Raw genomic sequence first — 25,603 nt, forward strand, 5'->3', positions numbered from 1 at the left:
GCGGCGGTCGACTTCTACGATCGGACCAGGCGCGCGATGGCGTCGGATGCCTCCCGCACCTTGGTCTGGGCCTCCGTGCCGCCCGTGGTGGCCGCCTCGACCACGCAGGTGGACAGGTGCTCCTCGAGCAAACCGAGGGAGAACGACTGGAGCGCCTTGGTGGCGGCGGAGACCTGGGTCAGGACGTCGATGCAGTACTTGTCCTGCTCGATCATCCGCTGCAGGCCACGAATCTGGCCTTCGATCCGGCGGAGCCGCTTCAGGTATGCTTCCTTGTCCTCGCTGTAGCTGACCATCGCTGTGCCCGTTCTGTCGTGCCTGTGCCTCCAGGATACCCGCCCACCGTATCCGGAACAGGCCCCGGATCAGGGGAGAGCCGGGCCCGACACCCGGTGACGGGCGCAAGCTTGTCAGGGGTTGCCGATACCCTGCAGTACGGTGAGTTGCCGGCTTAGGTGTCCGGTCGGCCCCGGGCACGCTGGTCAGCAACGTGCCCCTACGCCACGATCTGGGAGAACGACCCTGTGACTGTCTCTGCCGAGTCCCTGTACGGGGCCGACGACCTGACCCACCTGGAGGGCTTGGAAGCGGTCCGGAAGCGACCCGGGATGTACATCGGGTCCACCGACAGCCGTGGTGTCAATCACCTCTTCGCCGAGGTTGTGGACAACTCGACGGACGAGGGCGTGGCCGGACACGCGAGCAAGATCGTGGTGACCCTGCACGCGGACGGCAGTGTGCAGGTGGACGACGACGGCCGTGGCATCCCGACCGGGGTGCACGCGAAGTCCGGGCTTTCCGGGGTCGAACTGGTGCTGACCAGGCTGCACGCGGGGGGCAAGTTCGGTGGTTCCGGCTACAAGGCCTCGGGTGGGCTGCACGGTGTCGGCGCCTCCGCGGTGAACGCGCTGTCGCTGCGGTTCGACGTCATCGTGAAGCGGGACGGCAAGGTGCACGAGATCTCCTTCGCCCGCGGGGTGCCCGGGGTGTTCGACGGCGCGGGCCCGAAGGCCAGGTTCACCAAGCAGCCCGGCCTGCGCGCGGTCCGCAAGCTCAAGCGTGGCGAAGGCACCGGCACCTCGATCCGGTACTGGCACGACGCCCGATACTTCGAGAAGAGCGCCGTGCTGGAGATCGAGACGGTGCGCGCCAAGCTGCGCAATACCGCCTTCCTGGTCCCCGGCGTCACCTACGTGCTGCGGGACGCCACCGAGGGTGGCATCGACGAGGAGACCTTCCACTTCCCGAACGGCCTCTCCGATATGGTCGACTTTCTCGCCCCCGCGGGAGACAAACCGGTCTCCGGGACGGTCTTCATCAACGGCGTCGGCACCTACAAGGAGAACGCCGCGGACGCCAACGGCGTGATGCAGTCCAATGTGGAACGTCGGGCCGAGGTCGAGGTGGCGCTTCGCTGGGGAACCGGCTACGAGCGCACCGTCGAGTGCTTCACCAACACGATCCGGAACGTGCACGGCGGTACGCACCGCAAGGGGTTCGAGCGCGCGGCACTGCGTTCCCTGCAGGAGGCCATCTCCAAGAGCAGGGGCTTGCTCAAGCCGAAGGAGGACCTGCCGACGCTGGACGACGTGCTCGAGGGCATGACCGCCGTGCTCCACGTGCGGATTCCCGAGCCGCAGTTCACCTCGCAGACGAAGGACGAGCTGTCCACGGCCGGGATCACCAAGGTCGTCCAAGGCGTCGTCGAGCAACAGCTCAAGGCCTGGACCGAGGCCCGCAAGACCAGGACCGAGGCGAAGACCGTCCTGCAGAAGATCGTGGACGCCGCCAGGGTCCGGCTGGTGCAGAAGCAGCAGAAGGACGCGGCCCGGCGCAAGACCGCGCTCGAGGGCGCGGCCATGCCGCCGAAACTGGTGGACTGCCGCACCACCGGGGTCGGCCGCAGCGAGCTGTTCCTGGTGGAGGGGGACAGCGCGCTCGGTTCGGCGCGGATGGCGCGGGTCTCGGAGTACCAGGCGCTGCTGCCGCTGCGCGGCAAGATCCTGAACGTGCAGAAGGCGAGCCTCGGCGACACCTTGAAGAACGCGGAGATCGCCGCGATCGTGCAGGTGCTCGGGGCAGGCACCGGGCGCACCTTCGACCTCGGCACCATGCGCTACGGCAGGGTGATCCTGATGGCGGACGCGGACGTGGACGGTTCGCACATCCGCACCCTGCTGATCACCCTGTTCGCCAAGTACATGCGCCCGGTCATCGAGGACGGCAGGCTGTACGCGGCCATGCCCCCGCTGCACAAGATCGTGACCAAGGGGCGTAACTCGCAGACCACCTTCACCTTCACCGAACGGGAGATGGAGTCCACGGTCGCCAGGCTGGAGAAGGCGGGCAAGCAGATCGTCAAGCCGGTACCGCGGTTCAAGGGGCTCGGCGAGATGGACGCGGACGAGCTGTGGGAGACCACGATGAACCCGGCGACCCGGTCGGTCCGCCGGATCACCCTCGAGGACGTGGACGCCGCGGAGCAGGCGCTGGAACTGCTGATGGGGGAGAAGGTCGAACCACGGCGCAACTGGCTGGTCGAGTCGGCGGCCAGGGTGGACCAGGCCGCGATCGATATTTGAGCGGTTGGGCGAACATCGAGCCTCCCGATTTGCTGAGACACAGGAGAAACTGAGCAATGGCACGCCGCAAGGGCCCCCAGACCAAGGTCGACCCGACCGTGTTCGACCAGGCGGGCGCGCAGATATTCGAGAACCCGGTCAAGACCGAGATCGAGGATTCCTACCTGGAGTACGCCTACTCGGTCATTCACTCCCGCGCGCTGCCGGACGCGCGGGACGGGCTCAAGCCGGTGCACCGCCGGATCCTGTTCTCGATGAACCAGAACGGCTACCGGCCGAACCATGCCTACGTGAAGTCCTCCCGTGTGGTCGGCGACGTGATGGGCCGGTACCACCCGCACGGCGACACGGCGATCTACGACGCCATGGTCCGCCTCGCCCAGGACTTCTCGATGAACGTGCCGCTGGTGGACGGGCACGGCAACTTCGGCAGCCCGGACGACGGCCCGGCGGCCAGCAGGTACACCGAGGCACGGATGTCCCCCGAGGCCATGCAGCTGGTCGGCGAACTCGGTGAGGAGACCGTCGACTTCCGGCCCAACTACGACGGCTCGCTGGAGGAGCCGATCGTGCTCCCCGCCGCGTTCCCGAACCTGCTGGTGAACGGCACCTCGGGGATCGCGGTCGGGATGGCGACCAACATGATCCCGCACAACCTCGGCGAAGTCGTCGCCGCGGCGCGCTGGCTGATCAATCACCCGGACGCCACGCTGGACAAGCTGATGGAGTTCGTACCCGGACCCGACCTGCCGACCGGCGGGATGCTGCTGGGCCTTGACGAGGTCAGGCGGGCCTACGAGACCGGCCGTGGGGTGGTCCGGATGCGGGCCGCGGCGGAGACCGGCCCGCTGGAGGGCAGCCGGGGGCGGCAGGCCATCACGGTCACCGAGCTGCCCTACGGGGTCGGGCCGGAGAAGGTGATCGAGAAGATCACCGACGAGGTGAACAAGTCGAAACGGCTGACCGGCATCGCGGACGTGAAGGACCTGACCGATCGGGAGAACGGCACCCGGCTGGTCATCGAGTGCAAGGTCGGGGTGAACCCGCAGGCGCTGCTTTCCGACCTGTACCGGCTGACCCCGCTGGAGCAGTCCTTCGGGATCAACAACCTGGTGCTCGTCGAGGGACAGCCGCGCACCCTCGGACTCAAGGAGCTGCTCGAGGTCTTTCTCGCGCACCGGTACGAGGTGGTCACCCGCCGGACCCGGTACCGCAAGCGCAAGCGCGAGGAACGCCTGCACCTGGTCGAGGGCCTGCTGAAGGCGTTGCTGGACATCGACAAGGTGATCAAGCTGATCCGGGATAGCGAGAACGCGCAGGCCGCGAAGGACGGCCTGATGAAGCGGTTCAAGCTGTCCGAGATCCAGGCCACGTACATCCTGGACACCCCGCTGCGGCGGCTCACCAAGTACGACAAGCTGGAGCTGGAGGCCGAGCAGGACCGGCTGCGCGAGGAGATCGCCGAGCTGGCCACCATCCTGGACGACGAGTCGGTGCTGAAGAAGGTGGTGTCCAGGGAACTGGGCAAGGTGGCCAAGGACTTCTCCACCGAGCGGCGCACCGCCTTGATCGACGGTGATCTCAAGGAGGTGCTGGCCGCGTCGAAACCCTCCGGCCCGCTGGAGGTGGCCGACGACCCGTGCCAGGTCGTCCTGTCCGCCACCGGGCTGGTCGCCAGGACGGCGGCCGAGTCGGAGGAGGCGTCGGAGAGCCGCCGCCGCAACGGCAGGGTCAAGCATGACGCGGTCGCGGCGCTGGTGCACTCCACGGCCCGCGGGCAGGTCCTGCTGGTAACCAACCACGGTCGCGCGGTCAAGACCGAGGTGTTGCCGCTGCCGGTGCTGCCGGAACAGGCGGGCACGGTGTCCCTGCGTGGCGGGATGGCCACCAGGGAGCTGGTGCCGCTGGGCAAGGGTGAGAAGGTGATCGGTCTGGCTCCGGTCGGTGAGCACGCGACCGGGTCACCCGGGCTGGCACTGGGCACCCGCAACGGCGTGGTGAAGGTGTGCTCCCCGGAATGGCCGGTCCGCGCGGACGAGTTCGACGTGATCAGCCTCAAGGACGGCGACGAGGTGGTCGGTGCGACCTGGCTGGACGACGGCGCGGAGACCTGCGTGTTCGTGTCCTCCCAGGGCACGCTGTTGCGGTACGCGGCCTCCCTGGTGCGGCCACAGGGCCTCAAGGGTGGCGGGATGGCCGGGATCAGCCTCGGCGCCGACGCGCATGTGGTGTTCTTCGGCGCGGTGCGTGCCGATGACGAGGACGCCGAGGCGCACGGCGAGTCGATGGTGGTGACCGCGACCGGCTCCAGCGTGAAGGTGACCCCGTTCGCCGAGTATCCCGCCAAGGGGCGGGCGACCGGCGGGGTGCGCGTGCAGCGGTTCCTCAAGGGGGAAACCGAGCTCACCGTGGCCTGGGTCGGCCCGCGCCCCGCCGGCGCCACGAAGAACGGCGACCAGGTGGAACTGCCCGAGGTGGACATGCGCAGGGACGCGTCCGGCTCGGCACATCCCGGGCCCGATGTGGTCGGTCATCTCATCGAACGCGGCTGATCGAATCGGTACCAAGGGCGAGCCTCCGTAAGCGGAACGCGAACCCGGTGCTCGGCCCATTGTGATTGCGCGCACAGCCAACAAGAATCGTTGGCATCGATGGTCGCACTGTCAGTAGTCTCGGTGCGGATGATCACCGGGGGCTTGCGGTCTTTTTAGTGCCACAAAGCGGGACCCGTATATTCGAATATTTTAGTCTTCGAATGCCCGTTCCGTGCGGGTATTCCAGCGGGAAACGGATCTTCATGGCAACCCCAGAACAGAAACAGGACGCTGGCCAGGGGACCGACAAGCTCGACAAGGGTGTGTTGAAGGTCGCCGTGGTGGTGATCCTCGGCGCCATCATGGCGATCCTGGACACCACGGTCGTCAACGTGGCGCTGCAGGCGCTGACCATCGAGTTCGAGACCTCGTTCGACACCGTCCAGTGGATCGTCACCGGCTATATGCTGGCCCTGGCCACGGTCATCCCGGTGACCGGTTGGGCCTGTGACAGGTTCGGTACCAAACGGCTCTACCTGCTCGCCATCGCCTTGTTCTTGATTGGTTCGATGCTCGCCGGACTGGCCTGGAGCATCGAATCGCTGATCCTGTTCCGGGTGGTGCAGGGCCTCGGCGGCGGCATGCTGATGCCGGCCGGTATGACGATCATGACCAAGGCGGCCGGTCCACACCGGGTCGGCAGGGTGATGGCCGTACTCGGGGTGCCGATGCTGCTCGGACCGATCGGCGGCCCGATCCTCGGTGGCTGGCTGGTCGACTCGGTGAGCTGGCGTTGGATCTTCTACATCAACGTTCCCATCGGGATCATCGCGCTGCTGCTGGCCTGGCGGTTGCTGCCCAAGGACGATCCCGAACCCGCGGAGCGGTTCGATTTCGTCGGTATGGTGACCCTCTCGCCGGGGCTCGCCGCGCTGATCTACGGCGTGTCCAACATTCCGAGTGCCGGCGGGGTGCAGGCCACCAGCGTGTGGCTGCCCACTCTGGCCGGGATCGTGCTGATCGTCGGCTTCGTCCTGCGGGCCCTGCGGATCGAGAACGCCCTTATCGACCTGCGCCTTTTCCGGGACGGAACCTTCTCCGTCTCGGTCGTGACCATGGCGTTGTTCTCCGTGGCCTTCTTCGGGGCGATGTTGTTGCTGCCGACCTACTTCCTGCTGGTGCGTGGGGAGACGGCATTGCAGGCCGGGCTGCTGCTCGCGCCGCAGGGGATCGGCGCCATGATCACCATGCCGCTGTGCGGCAGGCTTGCCGACAAGATCGGGGCCGGGAAGGTGGTACTGCCGGGGCTCGTGCTGATCCTCGCGGGAATGGGGATGTTCACCCAGGTCGGGTCGGATACGCCGTACTGGCAACTGTTGCTGGCCCTGTTCGTGATGGGGCTCGGTATGGGCGCGACGATGATGCCGATCATGTCGGCGGCGCTGCAGACGCTGACCAGCAAGATGGTCGCCCGCGCCTCGAGCGCGCTGAACATCATCCAGCAGACCGCGGGTGCGGTCGGCTCCGCGGTGATGTCGATCATTCTGGCCGGCCTGCTTGCCGGGAAGTTCGGCGTGCCGACCAGCGACGGCCAGCTTGCCGCCACCGCGGCGATCGCGAATCCGGCGACTCGTGAGCAGGCCTCGGTCATGGCCGCCGACTCGTTCGCCTCGACCTTCGTCTGGGCGGTGGTGCTGATCGCGGTATGTCTGGTGCCCGCGCTGTTCCTTCCGAAGCGTCCGCCGGAGCCACCGGTGGAGGACGGGCCGGGGCAAGGAAGTGACCAGCCCGCTTCGCCGGTGCTGACGCACTGACCGGCGGCACTTCTCGAACATTGGTGACAGCCGGTTCGGAGTATGGTCGCAGGAATATGATAATAAATTGCTCTCACGGTAACTTAATTCGAATTCCGGCCTGATTCCGGTTTAGCATGCCGGAATGAACAAGCTCCTCGCGGCAGCGATGTCGCTCGTGGCGGCGATGGGTGGACTCGTTTCGGACGTCCTCCCGTCGCCCGGCAATGACGAGATCACCTGCGATGCCACGGACGAGGCTATTTATGGCTCGCCCGAGCAGGTGGAAGCGGATCCGGGCGTGGTGCTGGCCTGCGCGGCGTCCGATTTTCCGGAAATCGTCACCGATATCCCAATAACGGCGTGGAAGGTGCGCTACGCCTCGACCGATGTGCACGGCACGCGGGTACCCGTTTCCGGGCTGGTCGCCGTTCCGGAGGCGGAATGGCGGGGCGAGGGTCCCCGGCCGGTGGTGGCGTTCAACCCGGGCACCGTCGGCCTCGGTACGCAGTGCGCTTACAGCAAGCAGATGGCGGGGAACTACACCGACGCCTACGAGCGCTACCAGCTCGCCGCGGCGCTGGAGGCCGGCTACGCCGTCGCGGCCACCGACGGTGTCGGTTACCTGGACGGCCAGGTGCACAGCTACATGGTCGGGGACAACTCCGGCCGCGCCTTGCTGGATGTCGCGCGGGCCGCGACCAGCCTGCCGGCCGCCGGGTTGGCGGAGTCGGCGCAGGTCGGGCTCTGGGGCTACTCCGAGGGCGGGCAGGCGGCGCTGTGGGCGACCCAGTTGGCCGGCTCGTACGCCGGTGAGCTGGACATCGTCGGTGCCGCGGCCGGTGGCGTCCCCGGTGACCTGCGGTTGGTCGCGGGGGAGCTGAACGGCGGCGACTTCGCCGGGTTCGCCGGCGCCGCGCTGGTCGGGTTCCACGTGACCTACCCCGAGATGCCGTTCGACGAACTGCTCAACGACACCGGCCGGGAGGCCGTGGCCGCGCTGGAGGGCAGTTGCCTGATCGACACGATCTTCGACTTTCGCGGCGCCCGGATCGAGGACTTCAACACCGACGGTCTCGGGCCGGCCGAACTCTTCGAGCTGACCGGGCCGGACGGGGTGAGCTGGGGCGAGATCGCGGACCGGCAGAAGCTCGGTGTCGGCATCGGAACACCCGGTTCCGGGGCCGAGCACGAGATCGCCTTCCCGACCTTCCAGTACCGGGGCAAGACCGAGCAGATCATCCCGGTGGAGACCGAGGAGGCCACGATGCGGGCCTACTGCGCGGCCGGCGTTCCCACCCGGTGGCGGGACGATATCGAGGGCGATCACCTCGGCGCGGCGCGCGCGGTGATCCCGGACGTCCTCGACTGGTTCGCCGACCGCCTGGCGGGCGAGCCGGAACCGGGCGACTGCGGCTGACCCGGAACCGGACCTACTGATCGTCCTCGGCTTCCCTGCGCTCGGCGGCGCGGATGAGCTGCTGGGCACGCAACGCGAGATGCATGCCCAACCGGTCGTCCGCGTCGTCGAGCCGGTCGCCGAACAGGTCCTTGAGCTGGTGCAGCCTGGCCCGCACGGTCTGCGGGTGCACCTGCAGCCGCTTGGCGATCTCCGGGGCTCCCCCTCGGGTCTCCAGCCAGGCCAGCAGGGTCTCGCTCAGCCGATCGCGCTGCTTCTCGCTGAGTGAGTCGAACGGGTCGAGGCTGCGCTTGGCCACCTCGGCTCCGAAGAAGTCCTCGGCGAGCAGCCACAACGTCGCCAGGTGGTCCTGGCACCAGATCACCGGGCTGCCCGTACCGGCATCGGTGATCAGCCGTAGTGCCCGGCGCGCCGTACGCAGCGCGGCGGGTGCGTCACTGAGCGGAACGGTGGGGGACACCGCGGCGCGCCAGCCGGTCCACCGGCCGGTGAGCGCGTCCAGTTGCGGTTTCGGGTCGGTGCTGAGCAGGTACGGTTCCCCGGCCTCCAGGTTGATCAGCACATCGGTGTCCAGCAGCTCGACGGGAAACTCCGGGGCGTCGGCCGCGGCCTCCAGCGCCACGATCGCCGCGCGGTCCGGCAGTGGCCACTCGGCGGCCTCCGCCATGCTGGCCAGCGTCTGGGGGGATGCCTCGGCATCGGTGACGATCAGTTCGAGCAGGGCCCTGCGCCTGCGGTCGCCCGGTCCGACGTCCTCGCGTTGCGCCTCGTGGTACCCCTCGACGGCGGCGGCGGACAGCTCGTCCACATAGGCGAAGATCCCCTCGGCGCCCAGCGCCACGAAATCCGGCGAGATCTCGGCGAGCTGGTCCATCAGCGCGGAGATGTAGCGCCACGCCGCCCGCCCGCCGACCCGGGCGGCCGCCTGCAAGGCGTCCATGTTCCTGCGCTCGCGGTATTCGATCCGGCCCCGGTCGCGGAAGAAGTCCACCCACGGGTCGTGCGCGACATCCGGGTTGCCGACCCGGTCAATGCAGTGGATCACCGCCTGCTCCACGCTCTGTACCAGCACCTTGCCGAAGGTGCCCTCGATCGGTTGCGCGTAGGCAGGCACGGTGCGTTGCACCTCGCGGATGATGGCCGCCGCGATCCGACCCGTATGTGGCCGCAGCTGCTCCGCGACCTCGCGTGGCAGCGACGCGAGCAACTCGGTACTACGGTATGCGACCACCGCGATGAACCTCCCAGCTTCCGCGAGACGAACAGGATAGAAGTGCCGAACCTTCGTGTGTAGCGAGGATGCCCCATTACATAACACGTCGCGTTCGCGTCCCGCAGTGTGGTTCAGGTTCGTTACAGAGAGATCTTGAATGTCACGTTTGGATGCTCGAGAATCAAGTGTCTTACTCAAATGTCGGGTTGTTCAGGTCTGTAGCGTGCGTCACCACTGCCGTGACCTGCAACGGCCGCTCGCGCGGGCCTGGCGGCCCGCGGTCGCCGGGTCGTTCTGGATAACCATCCAAGGGAATAACAATCATTCCGGATTATCGTGAAGTTTCCCACGTCATGCGATATTTTTCGTCCGGTCGCGAGTGCCGAATATCAGGAACCGCTCATCACGGTGATACTCCCGCCCGGCTCCGCCCGATCAGGCGTTGCGGTACTGCGGGGGCGTGAACGTGAGCCGTGGGTCGGTCTGCACGAAGCTGCCCAGCAGGTGATCGACCTGGGTCAGCACGTCCAACTCGAGCACCCTGCCGCTGGCCTTGACGTTCTCCACCACCTGGTCCGGGCTCGACGCGCCGGTGAGCACCGCGGCCACCTCGTGGTTCTGCAGGGCCCATGCGATCGCCAGCTGGGCCATGGTCAGCCCGGCGTTCTCTGCTACGCCCCGCAGCGGTTCGATCCGGGCCAGTAACTCGGGGTGCAGCAGCGGGGCGATCGAGCCACGGGCGAATCCGCCGACCTCCGCGCGGGAACCCTCGGGGACGAGGCCGTCGGCGTACTTGCCGGTCAGCACGCCCTGTGCCATCGCGACCGAAGCGAGCTGCCCCATCCCGGCACGCTGGCAGGCCGGTACCACCTGCGCCTCGGGGACCCGCCACAGCATCGAGTAGTGCGGCTGGTTCGCGACCAGCGGCACCCGGTACTCCGCGGCCACGACGGCGGCGCGCTGGATCTGGTCCGCGGTCCACTCCGCGGTACCGACGTAGTGGATCTTGCCCTGCCGGACCAGGTCGGAGAGCGCGAGGAAGGTCTCCTCCAGCGGTGTCTGGTAGTCGAAACCCAGCAGGTGGTACAGGTCGACGTAGTCGGTGCGCAGCCTGCGCAGCGAGCCGTGCAGGGACGCGAAGAGGTGCTTGCGGCTCAGCCCGCGCCGGTTCGGCCGCGCCCCCTCCGGCCAGAACGCGCCGGTGCTGAGCACCACGTCCTCCCTCGGGGTCTCGGCGAGTCCTTCGGCCAGCGCCTCCTCGGCCGCGCCGCCTGCCCAGGCGGCGGCGGTGTGGAACAGGTTGACCCCCGCGTCCAGCGCGGCTCGGACGCAGCGGACCGACGTGTCGTGGGTCAGCCAGTTCCCGTAGGCGATCTCACTCACCGTGAGCCCGCTGTCGCCGAGCCGCCGGTACTCCATGGTCAGGCCCTCCCGGTCGCCGCCGCCGTCTCCGCGATGGTCCGTTCGATCCAGGCGTCCGGCGCGGCCGCCTTGCGCGCGTAAGCCGCGCCCGTCGAGTCGTGCGGAAGGATCAGGAAGTCCTCCGCGTCGATGCCGGCCACCACCGACTCGGCCACCTCCACGGGCTCCAGCAGCGGGGCCGCGGCCGCGATCGCCACGGCGGCGGGATGGCCCGCCTCGATCCCGGGTGTCAGCAGCGCGGTGCGCACCCCGAGCGGGCACAGCGCGCTCACCCGGATGCCGCGCGGCCGGTAGGTGACGGCCAGCCACTCGGCGAGGCCGACGGCCGCGTGCTTGGTGACCGAGTACGGCGCGTCCCCCGGCGCGCTCAGCAGGCCCGCGCCGGACGCGGTGATCAGCAGGTAGCCCGACTTGCCGCCCAGCATCGCGGGCAGAGCCGCCTGCGCGGCGTACACGTGCTGCATCACGTTCAGCGTCCAGGACCGTTCCCACTGCTCGTCGGCGGCGTGGATCCCGGAGCCGAAGGCCATGCCCGCGTTCGAGCAGAACAGGTCCAGCCCGCCGAACTCGTTCCGGGCCGTGGTCACCAGCTCGCGCAGCTCGGCCTTGACCGAGGCGTCCGCCCGCTGCGCGACGGCGGCGCCGCCCTCCTGGTTGATCGAGGCGGCCACCTTGTCCGCCGCCTCGGCATCCAGATCGGAAACGACCACGCCGCGTGCGCCGCCCGCGGCGAATCGTCGCGCCATGGCCGCGCCGATTCCGTGTCCCGCGCCGGTGATGACGGCAACTCGATCCGTCAGTTCCACACGGCCTCCATCCATTGTTGTCGGTCCTGTTCAGAACGCGCGAGGCATCCGGCCGGGGCGTGTTCGCTGCCCACCTTAAGTCCGCGTCAGTACTTTTGAACAGTTCTCTATTTCTTTGTGACGGCGGTGAGTCGGCCGGTGCCGCGAAACCCGCGTGCGGATCACAAAGCCCTTGAAGTGCGGTTATCCGGGTTGTCTCCGGCGTTCAAGCTAACACGGAAGCGGTCGTTCCGGTGCGACTGAAAAATGGCTCAAGCCGGACTCAAATCGGGTTTTGTCGCTAGCTGTACGACACCTTGTTGATGCAGGGTCAACACCTCGTCTAATTGCGTAGAGAATTGTGAGACCGCAGGAGGAGGCGCCATGTCCGAGCCGGTGACCGGGGCAGGAGGCCGCACACCGTCCCGGTGGCGGGTGCTCGGACTCGGACCGTTCGGCAGCGCCGATCCGAGGCTGGCCGCGGCGGTGTCCCGCGGCGGCGGGCTCGGAGTGCTCGAGCTCGGCACCGGATCCGACTCGGCCGAGATCCTGGCCAGGACGGCTGAGCTGGCCGGCGGGTTCGGCGTTCGCCTGCGCCGGGCGCGGGAGGCTTCCGGGGCCCTGCGCGACAGCGGGGCGGAGCTGGTGGTGCTGGCCGGCGCGGGCGAAGATTCGGTCGTGGAGCTCGGTTCGCGGTTGCCGGGAGTGGCCGTGCTGGCCGAGGTCGGTACCCTGAGCCAGGCTCGCGCGGCCGCGGCGGCCGGTGCGCACGGCCTGATCGCCAGGGGAAACGAGGCGGGGGACCGGGTCGGCGAGCTCACCTCGTTCGTGCTGCTCCAGCACCTGCTCGCGGCCGGCCTCGAACTCCCGGTATGGGCCTGCGGCGGGATCGGCCCGCATACCGCCGCAGGCGCGGTAGCCGGCGGGGCCGAGGGTGTCGTGCTGGACAGCCAACTCGGCCTGTTCCCGGAATGCGAGCTGCCCCGGCAACTGCGAGCCCGGCTGGAACGGCTGGACGGGTCCGAGACCGAACTGCGCGGCGGCAGGCGGGTGCTGACGGAGCGTTCGATGGCCGCCGAGAACCGCGGTGACTTGCCGGTCGGCCAGGACGCTCACCTCGCGGGGTTGTTCGCGCGGCGCTACCGGACAGCGGAGGTCGCCGTCCGGTCCATCGTGGACGACCTCACCGAGCCGGCTCGCGCCGATCCGCGTGCCCAGGGCGCCCCGCTGTGCCGCACCCTCGGCGTTCGGCACGCCGTGGCGCAGGGACCGATGACCAGGGTCAGCGACCAGCCGGGGTTCGCCGCCGCGGTCGCCGAGCATGGCGGGATGCCGTTCGTGGCGGTGGCCATGGCGAGTGGAGAGCGGACCGCGGACCTGCTGCGTAGTACCGCGGACGCGCTGGGCGATCGTCCCTGGGGCGCGGGCATTCTCGGCTTCGTCCCGGAAGGACTGCGCGCCGAGCAACTGGCTGCGGTCCGGAGGGCCCGCCCGCGCAGCGTGCTGATCGCGGGCGGCAAGCCGGCGCAGGCCATGGCGCTCGAGGCCGAGGGCATCGCCACCTACCTGCACGTGCCTTCGCCGATCCTGCTCGACCAGTACCTCGAGGCCGGGGTGCGGCGGTTCGTCTTCGAGGGTGCGGAATGCGGCGGCCATATCGGGCCGCGCACCAGCTTCTCGCTCTGGGAAGCGCAGCTGTCGGTGCTGCGGGACTTCCTCGACCGGCGACCCGACCGGCCGGAGATCGAGGTGTTCTTCGCGGGTGGGGTACACGACGCGACCTCCGCGGCCGTGGTCGCCGCGATGGCCGCTCCACTGGCCGAACGCGGGGTCGGGGTCGGGGTGCTGATGGGCACGGCCTACCTGTTCACCGCGGAGGCGGTCCGGCACGGCGCGATCACCGGTCTGTTCCAGCGCGAGGCGGTCCGTGCCGAACGCACCGCGACCCTGGAGACGGCACCGGGGCATCTGACCCGCTGCCTGGACAGTCCGTACGTGGCGGAGTTCGGCCGGATCGCCGAGGAACTGCGCGGCAGCGACCTACCCACACAACAACGCTGGCAGCGGCTCGAGGAGCTGAACACCGGCCGGCTGCGGATCGCCAGCAAGGGCATCCGGCGCCACGGCGCGGAGCTGAACGAGGTGGACGAGGCGGGCCAGCTGGCCGAGGGTATGTACATGGCTGGCCAGGTGGCGGTGCTGCGCGGCGCCACCACCGGCATCGCCGAGCTGCATCGCGAGGTGACCGAGGGCGCCACGGAACTGCTCGAGGCCGCCCGCGTCCCACGGCCCGCCGCGCGCACGGAATCTCCAGCGCCGCTGGACATCGCGATCGTCGGCATGTCCTGTGTGTTCCCCGGTGCCGCGGACCTTCCCGCGTTCTGGTCCAATGTGCTGCGTGGCGTGGACGCGGTGACCGAGGTGCCGCCGCAGCGTTGGGACACCGAGGTGTACTACCGCGAGCGCGGTGGGGAACCGGGTACCACCCCATCGAAATGGGGTGGGTTCATCCCGCCGATCCCGTTCGACCCGATGTCCTTCGGCATCCCGCCCACCTCGATGGGCAGCATCGACCCGGCGCAGCTGCTCTCCCTCGAGGTGGCCCGGCGCGCGCTGCACGACGCCGGGTACGGGGAGCGCCCGTTCGACCGGGAGCGAGCCGGCGTGATCTTCGGCGCCGAGGCGGGCGGCGACCTCGCCAACGCAGGTGTGCTGCGCGCCTTGCTGCCCGGCTATGCCGACATCCCGGCGGAACTCGCCGAGCAGTTGCCGGAGCTGACCGAGGACTCCTTCCCCGGCACGCTGGCCAACGTCATCTCCGGGCGGATCGCCAACCGGCTTGACCTCGGCGGAGCGAACTACACGGTGGACGCCGCCTGCGCATCCTCACTCGCCGCGCTCGACCTGGCCTGCCGGGAACTCGCCGCGGGTGCCGGCGACCTGATGCTGTGCGGGGCGGTCGACCTGCACAACGGCATCAACGACTACCTGATGTTCGCCTCGGCCGGGGCGCTGTCCCCCACCGGGCGCTGCCGGCCGTTCGACAGCTCAGGGGATGGGATCGCGCTGGGCGAGGGTGTGGCCTGCCTGGTGCTGAAGCGGCTGGCCGACGCGGAGCGGGACGGTGACCGGATCTACGCCGTGGTCGAGGGAGTCGGCGCGGCCAGCGACGGCCGCTCGCTCGGCCTCACCGCGCCCCGCCCGGAAGGCCAGCGCAGGGCGCTGGAGCGGGCATACGACCGCGCCGGCCGCTCGCCGACCGAGGTGGGAATGATCGAGGCGCATGGCACCGGAACCGTGGTCGGCGACGGTACCGAACTCGCCACACTGACCGAGTTCTTCACCGCGGCCGGTGCGCGGCCCGGTACTTGCGCGCTCGGCTCGGTGAAGAGCCAGATCGGGCACACCAAATGCGCCGCGGGGCTGGCCGGGCTGATCAAGACGGCGCTCTCGTTGTGGTTCGGGGTCGTCCCACCCACCCTGCACCTCACCGAACCGGTGGCGGCCTGGCGGCAACGCAGCAGCCCGTTCACCTTCAGCACGGCCACCCGCCCGTGGGTCGTGCCGAGGAGGGCACGGGTTGCCGGGGTGAGTGCGTTCGGGTTCGGCGGCACGAACTTCCACGCCGTGCTCGGCGCCGGTCCGGCCGTGCCGATCGAGCGGCACGGGGTGCGGGACTGGCCGGCCGAGCTGTTCCTGTTCCGCGGCACCGGCCGCGAGTCCGCGATGCGGGAACTGCTCGAGCTGGCCGAGGGCGGCGCACACTCCTTGCTCGACCTCGCCGCGCTGGCCTCCCGCCGGGCGGACGCCGAAACGGAACCGGTACGGGCCGCGGTGGTCGCGGGTGATCACCGGGAGCTGGTCGCCGCCCTGCGTGCGGCGCTGGCCGGTGACACCGATCCGAACCTGCACACCGCGGATCCGGCCGCGGACCCCGGCGCGCTGGCCTTCCTCTTCCCGGGGCAGGGCAGCCAGCGCACCGGCATGCTGGCCGAGCTGTTCACCACGGCCGCCGACCTGCGCCGTTTCCTGGACACCGCGTCGGGAGCGGCGGGGGCGGCCTTCCCGCCGCACGCCTTCGATCCCGAGACCGGGACGGCGCAGCAGGAGGCATTGCGAGACACCAGGGTCGCGCAACCCGCGCTCGGTTTCACCTGCTCGGCGTTGGCCGAGCTACTCGCGCGGCTGGATATCCGGCCCGATCTGCTGGCCGGGCACAGCTACGGCGAGCTGGTCGCATTGTCGGTCGCGGGTGCCTTCGACCACGCCACGCTGTACCGGTTGAGCGAGGCGAGGGCCGGCGCCATCCTGGCCGCGGCGGGGGCGGACCCCGGCGCGATGGCCGCCGTGCGAGCCGGCCGCGAGACGGTGCTTTCGGTGCTGGGCGGCCATCCGGAGGTCGTACTGGCCAACCACAACGCCCCGGATCAGGTGGTGCTCTCCGGGCCGACCGAGGCGATCGACGGCGCCGTCCAGCGGCTGCGTGCGGAGTCGATCTCCGCCAAGCGAATCCCGGTGGCCTGCGCCTTCCACAGTCCGGTGGTGGCCGGCGCGGCCACCGAGTTCGCCGCGGCGCTGGCCGCCGAGCGGATCCGACCGCCCAGCATCCCGGTGTGGTCGAACCGGACCGCGCGGCCCTACCCGCCCGATGCGGGCAGCCCGGGAGTGCGTTCCGAGCTGGCCGCGCAGCTGGGTGCGCCGGTGCGGTTCGCCGAGCAGATCGAGAACATGTACGCCGAGGGGGCACGCACCTTCGTCGAGGTCGGACCCGGTCCGGTGCTCACCGGGCTGGTGTCCGCCGTGCTCGACGGCAGGCCGCATCAGGCGATCGCCTGCGAACCCGGGGCGGACGCCGGGCTGCGCGGCCTGCTCACCGCCGTCGCCAGGCTCGCAACGGTAGGCGTCGAGGTACGTACCGAATGGTTGTTCCGGGGCAGGGCGCCCGCCGAGCCCACCCGCGAGCAGCAGGCCGGCTGGACCGTGGACGGGCAGCTTGCGCGGCGGGCCGACGGCACCCGGTTGCCGGGGGGACTCGTTCCAGCACAACGACTCTCGAGGTGGTCCATGGCGGACAACACGAACAATCAGGCCCAAACCGACCGGGATCAGATCATGGTCGATTTCCTGCGCGGGACGCGGGAGATGGTCGCCGCGCAACGCGACGTGCTGCTCGGCTACCTCGGCAGCGCACCGGCCGCGCCGGTACCGTCACCCCCGCCTCCGGTGCTGGAATCCCCCGCACCGCAAAGCGAGCCCGTGGCCGAACCGGCTGTGCGGACCGACGAGTCCGAAGCGGATGCGCTGCGTTCGGTCATCGAGGTGATCGGCGACCGAACCGGGTACCCGGCCGAGATGATCGACGGCGATCTCGACCTGGAAGCCGACCTTTCCATCGACTCGATCAAGCGTACCGAGATCGCCGGAACCCTGATCGGCAAGCTCGGCCTGGACGCCGCGGACTCCGACGACCTCGGCGGCAGACGCACCGCGAGGGGGATGGCCGAGTGGATCGAGGGGCGACTGCGGCCCGGCGACGCATCGGCCGCGGCGGGCGCCGAGCCGCGACGGTTCCTCCTGCGGCCGGTGGCCAGTACCGCGCGGCCGGTCGAGGGGAGTCTGCGCGGCAGGCGGGTCACCGTGGTGCACGGCCCGGAGCAGGAGCGGCTCGCCGGGCAGCTGCTGAGCGGGCTGGTGGCGGCCGGTGCCGTGACGGATGGGAGCCCGGACACGGCTGTGCTGCTCGGCCCGCTCGGGGAGAGTGACGAGCCGGTCACGCCACAGGTCTTCGGCGCGGTTCGCGATGCGGTGCATGGTGGGGTGACCTCGGTGCTGGTCGCCACGCCGCACTCCGGTGGGCAGGTTCCGGAGCATGCGGCGGGCCTGCGCGGCCTGGTGCGGGCGATCGGCAGGGAGCGTGCGGATCTCGCGGTGCGGTTGGTCGAGCTGGATCCGGCCGCGGCCGAGGACGAGCTCGTGGCCGGGTTGCTCACCGAACTGGCCGTCGCGGAGCGGGTGCCGGTGGTGCGGTTGGCCGCGGGGCAGCGGTCCGCCTTCGAGCTGGCCGCGGAGGAACTCGGCCCGGTGGCGCGGGCCGGTGCCGGGCCGGCGGGCGCGGGGGAGGCCGAGGCACGGGCCGTCGGGCTGGACCGGGACGCGGTGGTGCTGCTGATCGGCGGGGCGCGCGGGATCACCGCCCGGTTCGCCGGCACACTGGCGCTGGCCTCGGGCTGCCGCGTCGAGTTGGCCGGACGGACCCCCTGGCCGCCCGATCACGAGTTGCCTTCCGGCCTGGCGGAAGCGGGTGCGGCGGAGCTGCGCCGGGCGTTGTCCGCGGAGGGGCGCCCGCTGACGGAGGTGGAGCACCAGGTACACGGCATACTCGCGCAGCGGGAGGTCGGCCGGACCTTGGCGGCCGTGCGTGCCGCCGGCGGTACGGCCGGGTATCGGCCGGTGGACGTACGGGATGGCGCGGCGGTGCGCCAGCTGGTCAAGGACGTGTACACCCGGTACGGCAGGCTGGACGGCGTGGTGCACGCGGCCGGCATCATCGACGACCGGCTGATGTCCGGAAAGGACGACGACTCGTTCCGCAGGGTGTTCGGTACCAAGGTGGACGGGGCGCAAGCCCTGCTCGGCGCGCTGGAGACACTGGCCGTGCGGCCACGGTTCGTCACCTTCTTCGGCAGCATTGCCGCGGTGCTCGGCAACCGGGGACAGACCGACTACGCGGCGGCGAACGACGCGCTGGAGACACTGGGTGCCAACTGGGCCGCCCGTACCGGAAACCGGGTGCTGACTGTCCACTGGGGACCATGGGCACCCGGGGACGAGCACGGCGGAATGGTGTCCGGCGAGCTGGCTCGCGAGTACCAGCGGCGCGGGGTGCGGTTGATCGACCCGGACGAGGGCACGGCCTGCTTGCTGCGGGAGCTCGCCTACGGCAGCCATGACACGCGGGCCGTGGTATACACGGCCTCGGTGTGGTGATGGCGGCCGGGGAGCCGGTCGCCATCGTCGGGATGGCGGTGTTGCTGCCCGGCGCGGCGGATCTTGCCGCCTACTGGCGCAACCTGACCGGCGGCTTCGACGCGATCACCGAGGTACCCGCGGATCGGCTGGACTCCGGTTTCCATGCCGCGGACCCCGACGACGACCTGCCGCCGGAGGTGACCTACTGCCACCGGGGCGGTTTCCTGGACGAACCGGTCACCGTGGACGCGGGCGCCTTCGGGATCGTGCCGAACTCGATCGAGGGGATGGAGCCGGACCAACTGATCGCCCTGCGGGTGGCGGCCGCCGCGGTGGCCGACGCCGGTGGGTTGCGTGGGCTCGGCGATCCGACCCGGATCGGGGTGATCCTCGGCAGGGGCGGTTACCTCTCCCCGGGACTGATGCGTTTCGGGCAGCGGGTGCGCACCGTGCGCGAGGTGACGAGGGTGCTCACCGAGCTCGTGCCCGGCCTGGAACGCGAGCGGCTGGAACAGGTGCGCGCGGCACTGCACGAGCAGTTCGGCCCGATGCGACCGGAAGCCACGATCGGACTGGTGCCGAATTTGGCGGCCTCCCGGGTGGCCAACCGGCTGGACCTGCGTGGTCCGGCCTACACGGTGGACGCCGCCTGTGCCTCCTCGCTGATCGCGGTGGATCAGGCTACCCGCGAGCTCGCCGAAGGGCGCTGCGATGCGGTGCTGGCCGGTGGGGTGCACCACTGCCACGACGACACCCTGTGGTCGGTGTTCAGCCAGTTGCGCGCACTGTCGCCGAGCCAGCGGATCCGGCCGCTCTCTCGCGCGGCGGATGGACTGCTCATCGGCGAGGGGACCGGGGTGGTGGTACTCAAGCGGCTGGCCGACGCCCGCCGGGACGGCGACCGGGTGTACGCGGTGGTCCGTGGCACCGGCACCTCGAGCGACGGGCGCGGGCAGAGCCTGTTCAACCCGGACGCCGGCGGGCAGGAGATCGCGCTGCGCCGGGCGTGGCAGGCGGCCGGACTCGACCCCGCAGCCCCGCACTCGGTGGGACTGCTGGAGGCGCATGGCACCGCGACCAGGGCGGGGGACGACGCCGAGTTGACCACCCTGGCCAGGGTGTTCGGCGCCCCGGCCGGATCGCGCGGGGTGATCGGTTCGGTGAAGTCGATGATCGGGCATACGATGCCGGCAGCGGGGATCGCCGGGCTGGTCAAGGCGGCACTGGCCATCCACCACGCGACCCTGCTGCCCACCTTGCACTGCGACGACCCGAACCCGCTGCTGGAGCGCACCCGGTTCCGCCCGATCTCCGCGGCCGTGCCATGGGAGTCGGCGGCCCCCCGCAGGGCCGCGGTGGAGGCCTTCGGCTTCGGCGGGATCAACGCGCATGTGGTGCTGGAGGAGGAACCCGGCCAGCAGGCGAGGGCACCGGTACGTACGGTCGAACCGGAGCGGGTGCTGCGGCTGGCCGCGGACGGTCCCGAGCGGCTGCGTGAGCTGCTGGACCGGCCGGACGTCGACCTACGATCCACCGCGGAGTCCGAAGGCGGCTGCCGGCTGGGGATCGTCGACCCCACCGCGAAACGGCTGGCCGCGGCGCGCAGGGTGCTGGCCGCGGGGAAGCCCTGGCGCGGGCGCGGGGACATCTGGTTCAGCCCGCGACCCTTGCTGCGCGAAGGTTCGGCCGCGAAGGTCGCCTTCGTGTTTCCCGGGCTCGAGGCCGAGTTCAACCCGAAGTGCGCCGATGTGGCCGAGCATTTCGGCCGCGTCGAACCGGGGCTGAGCACTGACACCGTGCTGTCCCGCGCGAAGTCGGTCACCGAGGTCGGCCTGCTGCTCGATGCCGTGTTGCGCCGGATCGGCATCCGACCGGATGCGCTGGCCGGGCACAGCCTTGGCGAGTGGACCGCGATGACGGCGGCCGGGCTGTGCGCGGACGGCCTGCTGGAGCGGTTCGGCACCGCGGACTTCCGGCTGCCCGAAGTGGACTTCCTCGCCCTCGGCTGCTCGGCGGAGGAAGCGGGCGCGCGCATCGAGGCCGAGCCGGACCTGGTGGTATCGCACGACAACGCACCGCGGCAGTCGATCGTCTGCGGGCCGCCCTCGGCGATCGCGCGGCTGGCGACGACCCTGCGTGCTGACGGGATCGTCGCACGACCGCTGCCGTTCCGCTCGGGTTTCCACACCCCGGTGATGGGACCGCTGCTCGCCTACTACGCCGGGGTTTTCGACGGGATGCGGCTGGGCGTCCCGGACACCCCGATCTGGTCGGCGACCACCGCTCGGCCCTACCCGAAGTCCACCGCGGACCTGCGCACGCTGTTCCTGGAACACCTGGTGCGGCCGGTGCGCTTTCGCGAACTGGTCGAGCGGTTGTACGTGGACGGCTTCCGTGTGTTCATCCATATCGGACCTGGCCAGCTCGGCTCGTTCATCGACGACACCCTCGCCGACCGGGACCATCTCACGGTCAGTGCGAGTTCCGGGCTGCGGCAGGGGATGGCCCAGCTGCGGCGGGTGGCGATCGCGTTCTGGGTGGAGGGCGGTCGGCCCGATTTCGGTGCGCTGGACGGCCCCGTGGAGGATGGGGTGACGGTCAGTACCACCTGCCCGCCGCTGTCCGTCCCGCCGTCCGCCCGAGGCCTGCTGGCGGGCGCGGTGGAGCCGGAGGTGCCCGCGGGTCTACCCGGTGGGGTCGCCGCCGAGTTCGAGGCGCTGCTTGCCGATACCCGGAAGGCGGCGCGTTCGGTGCTGGCGGCCGCGCAGGGTGGCCGTACTCTGCGGGTCTCCCTCGCGGAGATGCCGTACCTGCGGGCGCACCGGTTCTTCCGGCAACGGGAGGACTGGCCGGACGAGACCGACCGCAGGCCGGTGGTTCCGGCGACCACCCTGGTCGAGTTCGCCATGCGGGAGGCGGAGCGGGCCTGCCCCGGAATGGTCGCGGTCGGTGTGCGCGGGGCACGGTTCCACCGCTGGTTGACCGCGTCGCCCGCGCAGTCGGTGCCACTCGGGTTGGAACGCCTCGCCCCCGACCGCATCGCGGTGCGGGTCGGGGAGTTCACCTCGATGACGGTGGAGCTCGCGGCGCGCTATCCCGCTCCGGCGCGCCCACCTTTTGTGATCGAGGACCCCGAGCAGGAGCCGCCGTTGCCGGCCGCGGAGATCTACCGCAGGCGGGAGATGTTCCACGGTCCGGAGTTCCAGGGGCTCGCCGAGATCGAAGCGCTCGGCGAGTGGCACATCCGCGGGGTGCTCACGGTGCTGCCAACGCCCGGGGCGTTGCTGGACAATGTGGGGCAGTTGCTCGGATGTTGGTTGATGGCGACGCAGCACGAGCGGTTACTCGCCTTCCCGGCGAGCATCTCCTCGATCGCGGTGTTCGGCCCGCCGCTTCCGCCTGAAACCCGGGTGAGTTGCACCGTCCGCGTCCGCACCCCGAGGCCGGAGACGTTGGAGATGGACGCCCAGATCGTCCACAACGGACAAGTTTGGGCGGAGATCAACTCTTGGCAGGATGTCAGGCTGGATTGTGACCGGAACGCACACCGAGTGTACGCGTTTCCCAGGGACAATCTACTCGCCCGGCGGCAGGGGGACGGCTGGTGGCGGGTGGTCGATCCGTGGCGGTCCGTGGCCGCGCGGGAGCTGTATGCCGGGGTCTACCTCAGTGCGCCGGAACGAACCGAGTACGAGCGCGTGCCGCCGCGGCGGCGTGGGGAGTGGTTGCTGGGCAGGATCGCGGTCAAGGACGCGGTGCGCTCCTGGCTCGCGGAGAGTGGTGCGGAACCGGCGTTTCCGGCCGAGATCCTGGTGACCGGGGACGAGGAGCTGAGCGTGCGAGGTCACCACGGCAGGAGGCTTCCCTGGCTGCGGGTCTCGATCACACGCGGGGCCGAGCCCGGGGTCGTGCTCGCGAAGGCCGAACAGAGAGAGGACGTACGGATATGACCACAAAGGACACAGTTGAGGACGCGACGTTCGCCACTGTCGCCGACTTGCTTGGTGAGATCGTCGGTGACCTGGATATCCTCGGCGTGGAGATCACCAGGGAAACCACTTTCCACGAGGACCTCGGCTTGGAAAGCATTGACCTGGTGACCTTTGCCGGGATTCTCGCCGAACATTTCGGTGAGCGGGTCAACCTGGCCGAACATCTCGCCGAGCTGGACCTGGACGAGGTGATCGGGCTGCGGGTGGGCGATATCGCCGACTATGTGGCCCGGTGCGTGGCGGGGGAGCGTTGAACCGTGCCCGAGTTGCTGGTCAACGGCCTCCGAACGAATTACCAGACACTGCCGGTCGATCCGGCGGCGGAGTCGGTGGTGTTCATCCACGGGATGGGAACCGACAGCCTGGCGAGCTTCTACCTGACCCTGGCCTCGCCGGTGGCGGCCGCCGGGGTCAACGTGATCAGCTATGACCTGCGCGGGCACGGCAAGACCGAGCGGCCGCTGAGCGGGTACACGCTCAAGGAGTTCGTCGCGGACCTTGACGATTTGCTGCGTCAGGTGGCCGGCGACCGGCCGGTGCACCTGGTCGGCAACAGCTTCGGCGGCACCATCGCCTACAGCTACGCGTGGACGTATCCGGAGCGGGTGCGCAGCATCGTGTGCATCGAGGCGGAGCCACCGACCGAGATCTGGGCCGAGAAGATGGCGCAGATCCTCGCCGGGACGCTGGAGTTTCTCGCGGTCGAGGAGAACTTCGAGTGGATCGAGGCGAACTACAGTGCCCATCACCGCCGGTTGGCCAGGATGGCGGCGAAGCGGATCTCCTCGACCACGATGGCCGAGGAGGTGCCGACCGGGCCGTTGCTGACCATCGAGCAGGTCGCGTCGATTCAATGTCCGGTGCTGTCGATCCTCGGGCAACACGGTTATCAGGCGGACGATCTCGACGCGCTGACCTCGGTGCTGCCGCGTGGTGAGCTGTTCGTGTTCGAGGGGCAGGGACATTCGGTGCTGGTGGAGCAGCACCGGGCCGTGCGGGGGCTGCTGCTGGATTGGGTGGCCAGGCACCGATGAGCAGGCTGCTGTTCGTGGTGCCCCCGCTGGCGGGGCACATCAACCCACTTGCCGGCGCGGCGGCGGAACTCGCGGCCGGGGGACATCGGGTCGCCTGGGCCGGTCCGCATCCGTTGGTCGGGGAGTTGTTGGGAGAGGACGCGCTGGTGTACCCGGCCGGGGACGCGGCGGACTTCGACCTGTCCGGGCGCCCGCCCGGGTTGCGTGCCTTCGCCGCGTTGAAGTTCCTATGGGAGAACTACCTGGTACCGCTGGCCGACGCGATGGTGGCGGGGGTCGGCGCGGCCGTGACCGACTTCGCCCCGGATGTGATCGTGGTCGATCAGCAGGCGCTCGCCGGGGCGTTGGTGGCGACCAGGGCGGGGCTGCCGTGGGCAACCTCGGCGACGACCTCGTCCGAGTTGGCCGACCCGCTCGGCACCATGCCCAAGGTGGCGAGTTGGATCCGCGATCTGCAGCAGGGATTGCGCGACCGGCACGGGGTGGCGGGGGAGGTCGACCTGCGATTCTCGCCGCATGCGGTACTGGCGTTCAGCACGGAGGAGTTGGCCGGGTGCCCCGTGGTCCCGCTGCCAGGGGAGTTGCACTACGTCGGTCCGTCGCTGGCCGACCGGCGGGAGACGGCGGAGTTCCCCTGGCATCGGATCGACCCGGACAGGTCACTGGTACTGGTCACACTGGGCACCGCGAACGGCGCGGCCGGTGGACGGTTCCTGGCCGAGAGCGCCCGGGCGCTGGCGAACCTGCGAGACGACTTCCAGGGCGTCATCGTGGACCCGGAGGGTTCTCTCCCGGAAGGGATGGCCGAGGACGTCCTGGTGGCCCGCGGTATCCCGCAACTGAGCGTGATTCAACGGGCGGCGGTTGTGGTGTGTCATGGTGGCCACAACACGGTGTGCGAAACCCTGTGGCATGGTGTCCCCCTCGTCGTCGCTCCGATCCGCGATGACCAGCCGGTGCTGGCGCAGCAGGTGGTCAACGCGGGCGCCGGTACCCGGATCCGGTTCGATCGAGCCCGAGCGGAGGACATCGAGCAAGCCATACGTACCGTATGCCAGGAACCGGACTACGCGGCTCAGGCGCGGCGCATTCGCACATCGTTCCGGCATGCGGGCGGTTCCACGGCGGCGGCCCGGCACTTGTCGACCCTGGCCAGCATTTCAACCGCAGGTTGTTGTAGCTGACGTGTTGTCGTTGGTAGTGGCTTCGGCCGGCTCTGGGAGATACGGTCGCCGTGTTCTGTTCAAGATCCGACACGCCTCGAGATCGATCACACGATGGCCGCCCTGGTGATCACGACACACCATGAGGACAGGAGGCGGCAAGCAAGGAGCACCGCGTGACGAAGCCCCAGCGGCGCTGGCCAGACGAACTCGCGATCGACGAACTGCGGCTCCAGCTAGATTTTCTTCAGTTCCTACGGCAGACCGCGGTCGGCAAGGTCGCCGGGCTCACGCACGCACTCGCCGCCGCGGCACCGATCGCCACCTCACCCCGCACGACCGCGCTCGGTGTGATCAAGCACCTCACGGCCGCGGAACGGTACTGGATCTCGATCACCGCCGCCGGCGCCGACCTGCCCTCCCGGTGGCAAGGCAGCCCAGACCCCTCGTGGGACCTCTCCGACACCGACACACCCCAGACGATCATCGCCGCCTATCAGGCGGAGTGGACCCATTCCGCCGACGCGCTCGCCGACAAGGGACCGGATGACCTGACGGCGGACGGCCAACGAACGGTCCGGTGGATCCTGGCGCACGTCAACCAAGAAACCGCCCGGCACGTCGGCCACCTCGACGTCCTGCGTGAACTCGCTGACGGGGAAGCCGGCGAGTGATGACGTCATCACCGTGTCACTG

General features: G+C 69.8%; 14 protein-coding genes. 10 read left to right on the plus strand and 4 right to left on the minus strand.

Going from position 1 to position 25,603, the window contains the following annotated elements; all coding sequences use genetic code 11:
- Window positions 1-14: 14 nt before the first annotated feature.
- A complete protein-coding gene (locus tag FB471_RS26480; protein WP_142001033.1) occupies window positions 15-296 on the minus strand; it encodes a metal-sensitive transcriptional regulator in 282 nt (93 codons plus the stop codon).
- A gap of 228 nt (window positions 297-524) precedes the next feature.
- Between FB471_RS26480 and FB471_RS26485 the strand changes: the two genes are divergently transcribed.
- From FB471_RS26485 to FB471_RS26500, 4 genes are all read left to right on the plus strand, one after another.
- On the plus strand, window positions 525-2,582 hold the full coding sequence (locus FB471_RS26485) for a DNA gyrase/topoisomerase IV subunit B (RefSeq protein ID WP_142001034.1): 2,058 nt from the start codon (window positions 525-527) through the stop codon (window positions 2,580-2,582).
- A gap of 56 nt (window positions 2,583-2,638) precedes the next feature.
- Entirely contained in the window at window positions 2,639-5,134 is a 2,496-nt protein-coding gene (locus FB471_RS26490; RefSeq protein ID WP_142001035.1) for a DNA gyrase/topoisomerase IV subunit A, read from the plus strand.
- 245 nt (window positions 5,135-5,379) lie between these two features.
- Complete coding sequence (locus FB471_RS26495; RefSeq protein WP_142001036.1) at window positions 5,380-6,930, plus strand: DHA2 family efflux MFS transporter permease subunit; 1,551 nt, start codon at window positions 5,380-5,382, stop codon at window positions 6,928-6,930.
- Window positions 6,931-7,054: 124 nt separating this feature from the next.
- Window positions 7,055-8,329 (plus strand): lipase family protein, encoded by a 1,275-nt coding sequence (locus FB471_RS26500; protein WP_142001037.1) that lies wholly within the window; start codon window positions 7,055-7,057, stop codon window positions 8,327-8,329.
- Window positions 8,330-8,342: 13 nt separating this feature from the next.
- Here the strand turns inward: FB471_RS26500 and FB471_RS26505 are convergent, their stop codons facing one another.
- The 3 genes from FB471_RS26505 to FB471_RS26515 all read right to left on the minus strand — a co-directional run bounded on the left by FB471_RS26505 (window position 8,343) and on the right by FB471_RS26515 (window position 11,770).
- Window positions 8,343-9,560, minus strand: coding sequence for a PucR-like N-terminal domain-containing protein (locus FB471_RS26505; RefSeq protein ID WP_142001038.1), 1,218 nt, complete (start codon window positions 9,558-9,560; stop codon window positions 8,343-8,345).
- Window positions 9,561-9,977: 417 nt separating this feature from the next.
- A complete protein-coding gene (locus tag FB471_RS26510; protein WP_142001039.1) occupies window positions 9,978-10,961 on the minus strand; it encodes an aldo/keto reductase in 984 nt (327 codons plus the stop codon).
- Between the two features lie 2 nt (window positions 10,962-10,963).
- Window positions 10,964-11,770 (minus strand): SDR family oxidoreductase, encoded by an 807-nt coding sequence (locus tag FB471_RS26515; RefSeq protein ID WP_142001040.1) that lies wholly within the window; start codon window positions 11,768-11,770, stop codon window positions 10,964-10,966.
- A gap of 363 nt (window positions 11,771-12,133) precedes the next feature.
- Here FB471_RS26515 and FB471_RS26520 point away from each other — a divergent pair, with 363 nt between their 5' ends.
- The 6 genes from FB471_RS26520 (at window position 12,134) to FB471_RS26545 (ending at window position 25,581) form a co-directional block, all read left to right on the plus strand.
- Complete coding sequence (locus FB471_RS26520; protein WP_142001041.1) at window positions 12,134-18,736, plus strand: type I polyketide synthase; 6,603 nt, start codon at window positions 12,134-12,136, stop codon at window positions 18,734-18,736.
- The gene (locus tag FB471_RS26525; protein ID WP_142001042.1) at window positions 18,736-22,668 is read left to right on the plus strand and encodes a beta-ketoacyl synthase N-terminal-like domain-containing protein; all 3,933 of its coding nucleotides are present in this window, start codon (window positions 18,736-18,738) and stop codon (window positions 22,666-22,668) included. Before FB471_RS26520 ends, FB471_RS26525 begins: the two co-directional genes overlap by 1 nt.
- Window positions 22,665-22,964, plus strand: a complete 300-nt coding sequence (locus FB471_RS26530) for an acyl carrier protein (RefSeq protein ID WP_142001043.1) — start codon at window positions 22,665-22,667, stop codon at window positions 22,962-22,964. Before FB471_RS26525 ends, FB471_RS26530 begins: the two co-directional genes overlap by 4 nt.
- Before the next feature lie 3 nt (window positions 22,965-22,967).
- Window positions 22,968-23,744, plus strand: a complete 777-nt coding sequence (locus FB471_RS26535; RefSeq protein WP_142001044.1) for an alpha/beta fold hydrolase — start codon at window positions 22,968-22,970, stop codon at window positions 23,742-23,744.
- Window positions 23,741-24,928, plus strand: a complete 1,188-nt coding sequence (locus FB471_RS26540) for a glycosyltransferase (RefSeq protein ID WP_142001045.1) — start codon at window positions 23,741-23,743, stop codon at window positions 24,926-24,928. Before FB471_RS26535 ends, FB471_RS26540 begins: the two co-directional genes overlap by 4 nt.
- Window positions 24,929-25,083: 155 nt before the next feature.
- Window positions 25,084-25,581: a mycothiol transferase gene (locus tag FB471_RS26545; protein ID WP_142001046.1), complete on the plus strand. Its 498-nt coding sequence runs from the start codon at window positions 25,084-25,086 to the stop codon at window positions 25,579-25,581.
- Window positions 25,582-25,603: the final 22 nt, after the last annotated feature.

The sequence above is a fragment of the Amycolatopsis cihanbeyliensis genome (genome assembly GCF_006715045.1).
Classification (GTDB): domain Bacteria; phylum Actinomycetota; class Actinomycetes; order Mycobacteriales; family Pseudonocardiaceae; genus Amycolatopsis; species Amycolatopsis cihanbeyliensis.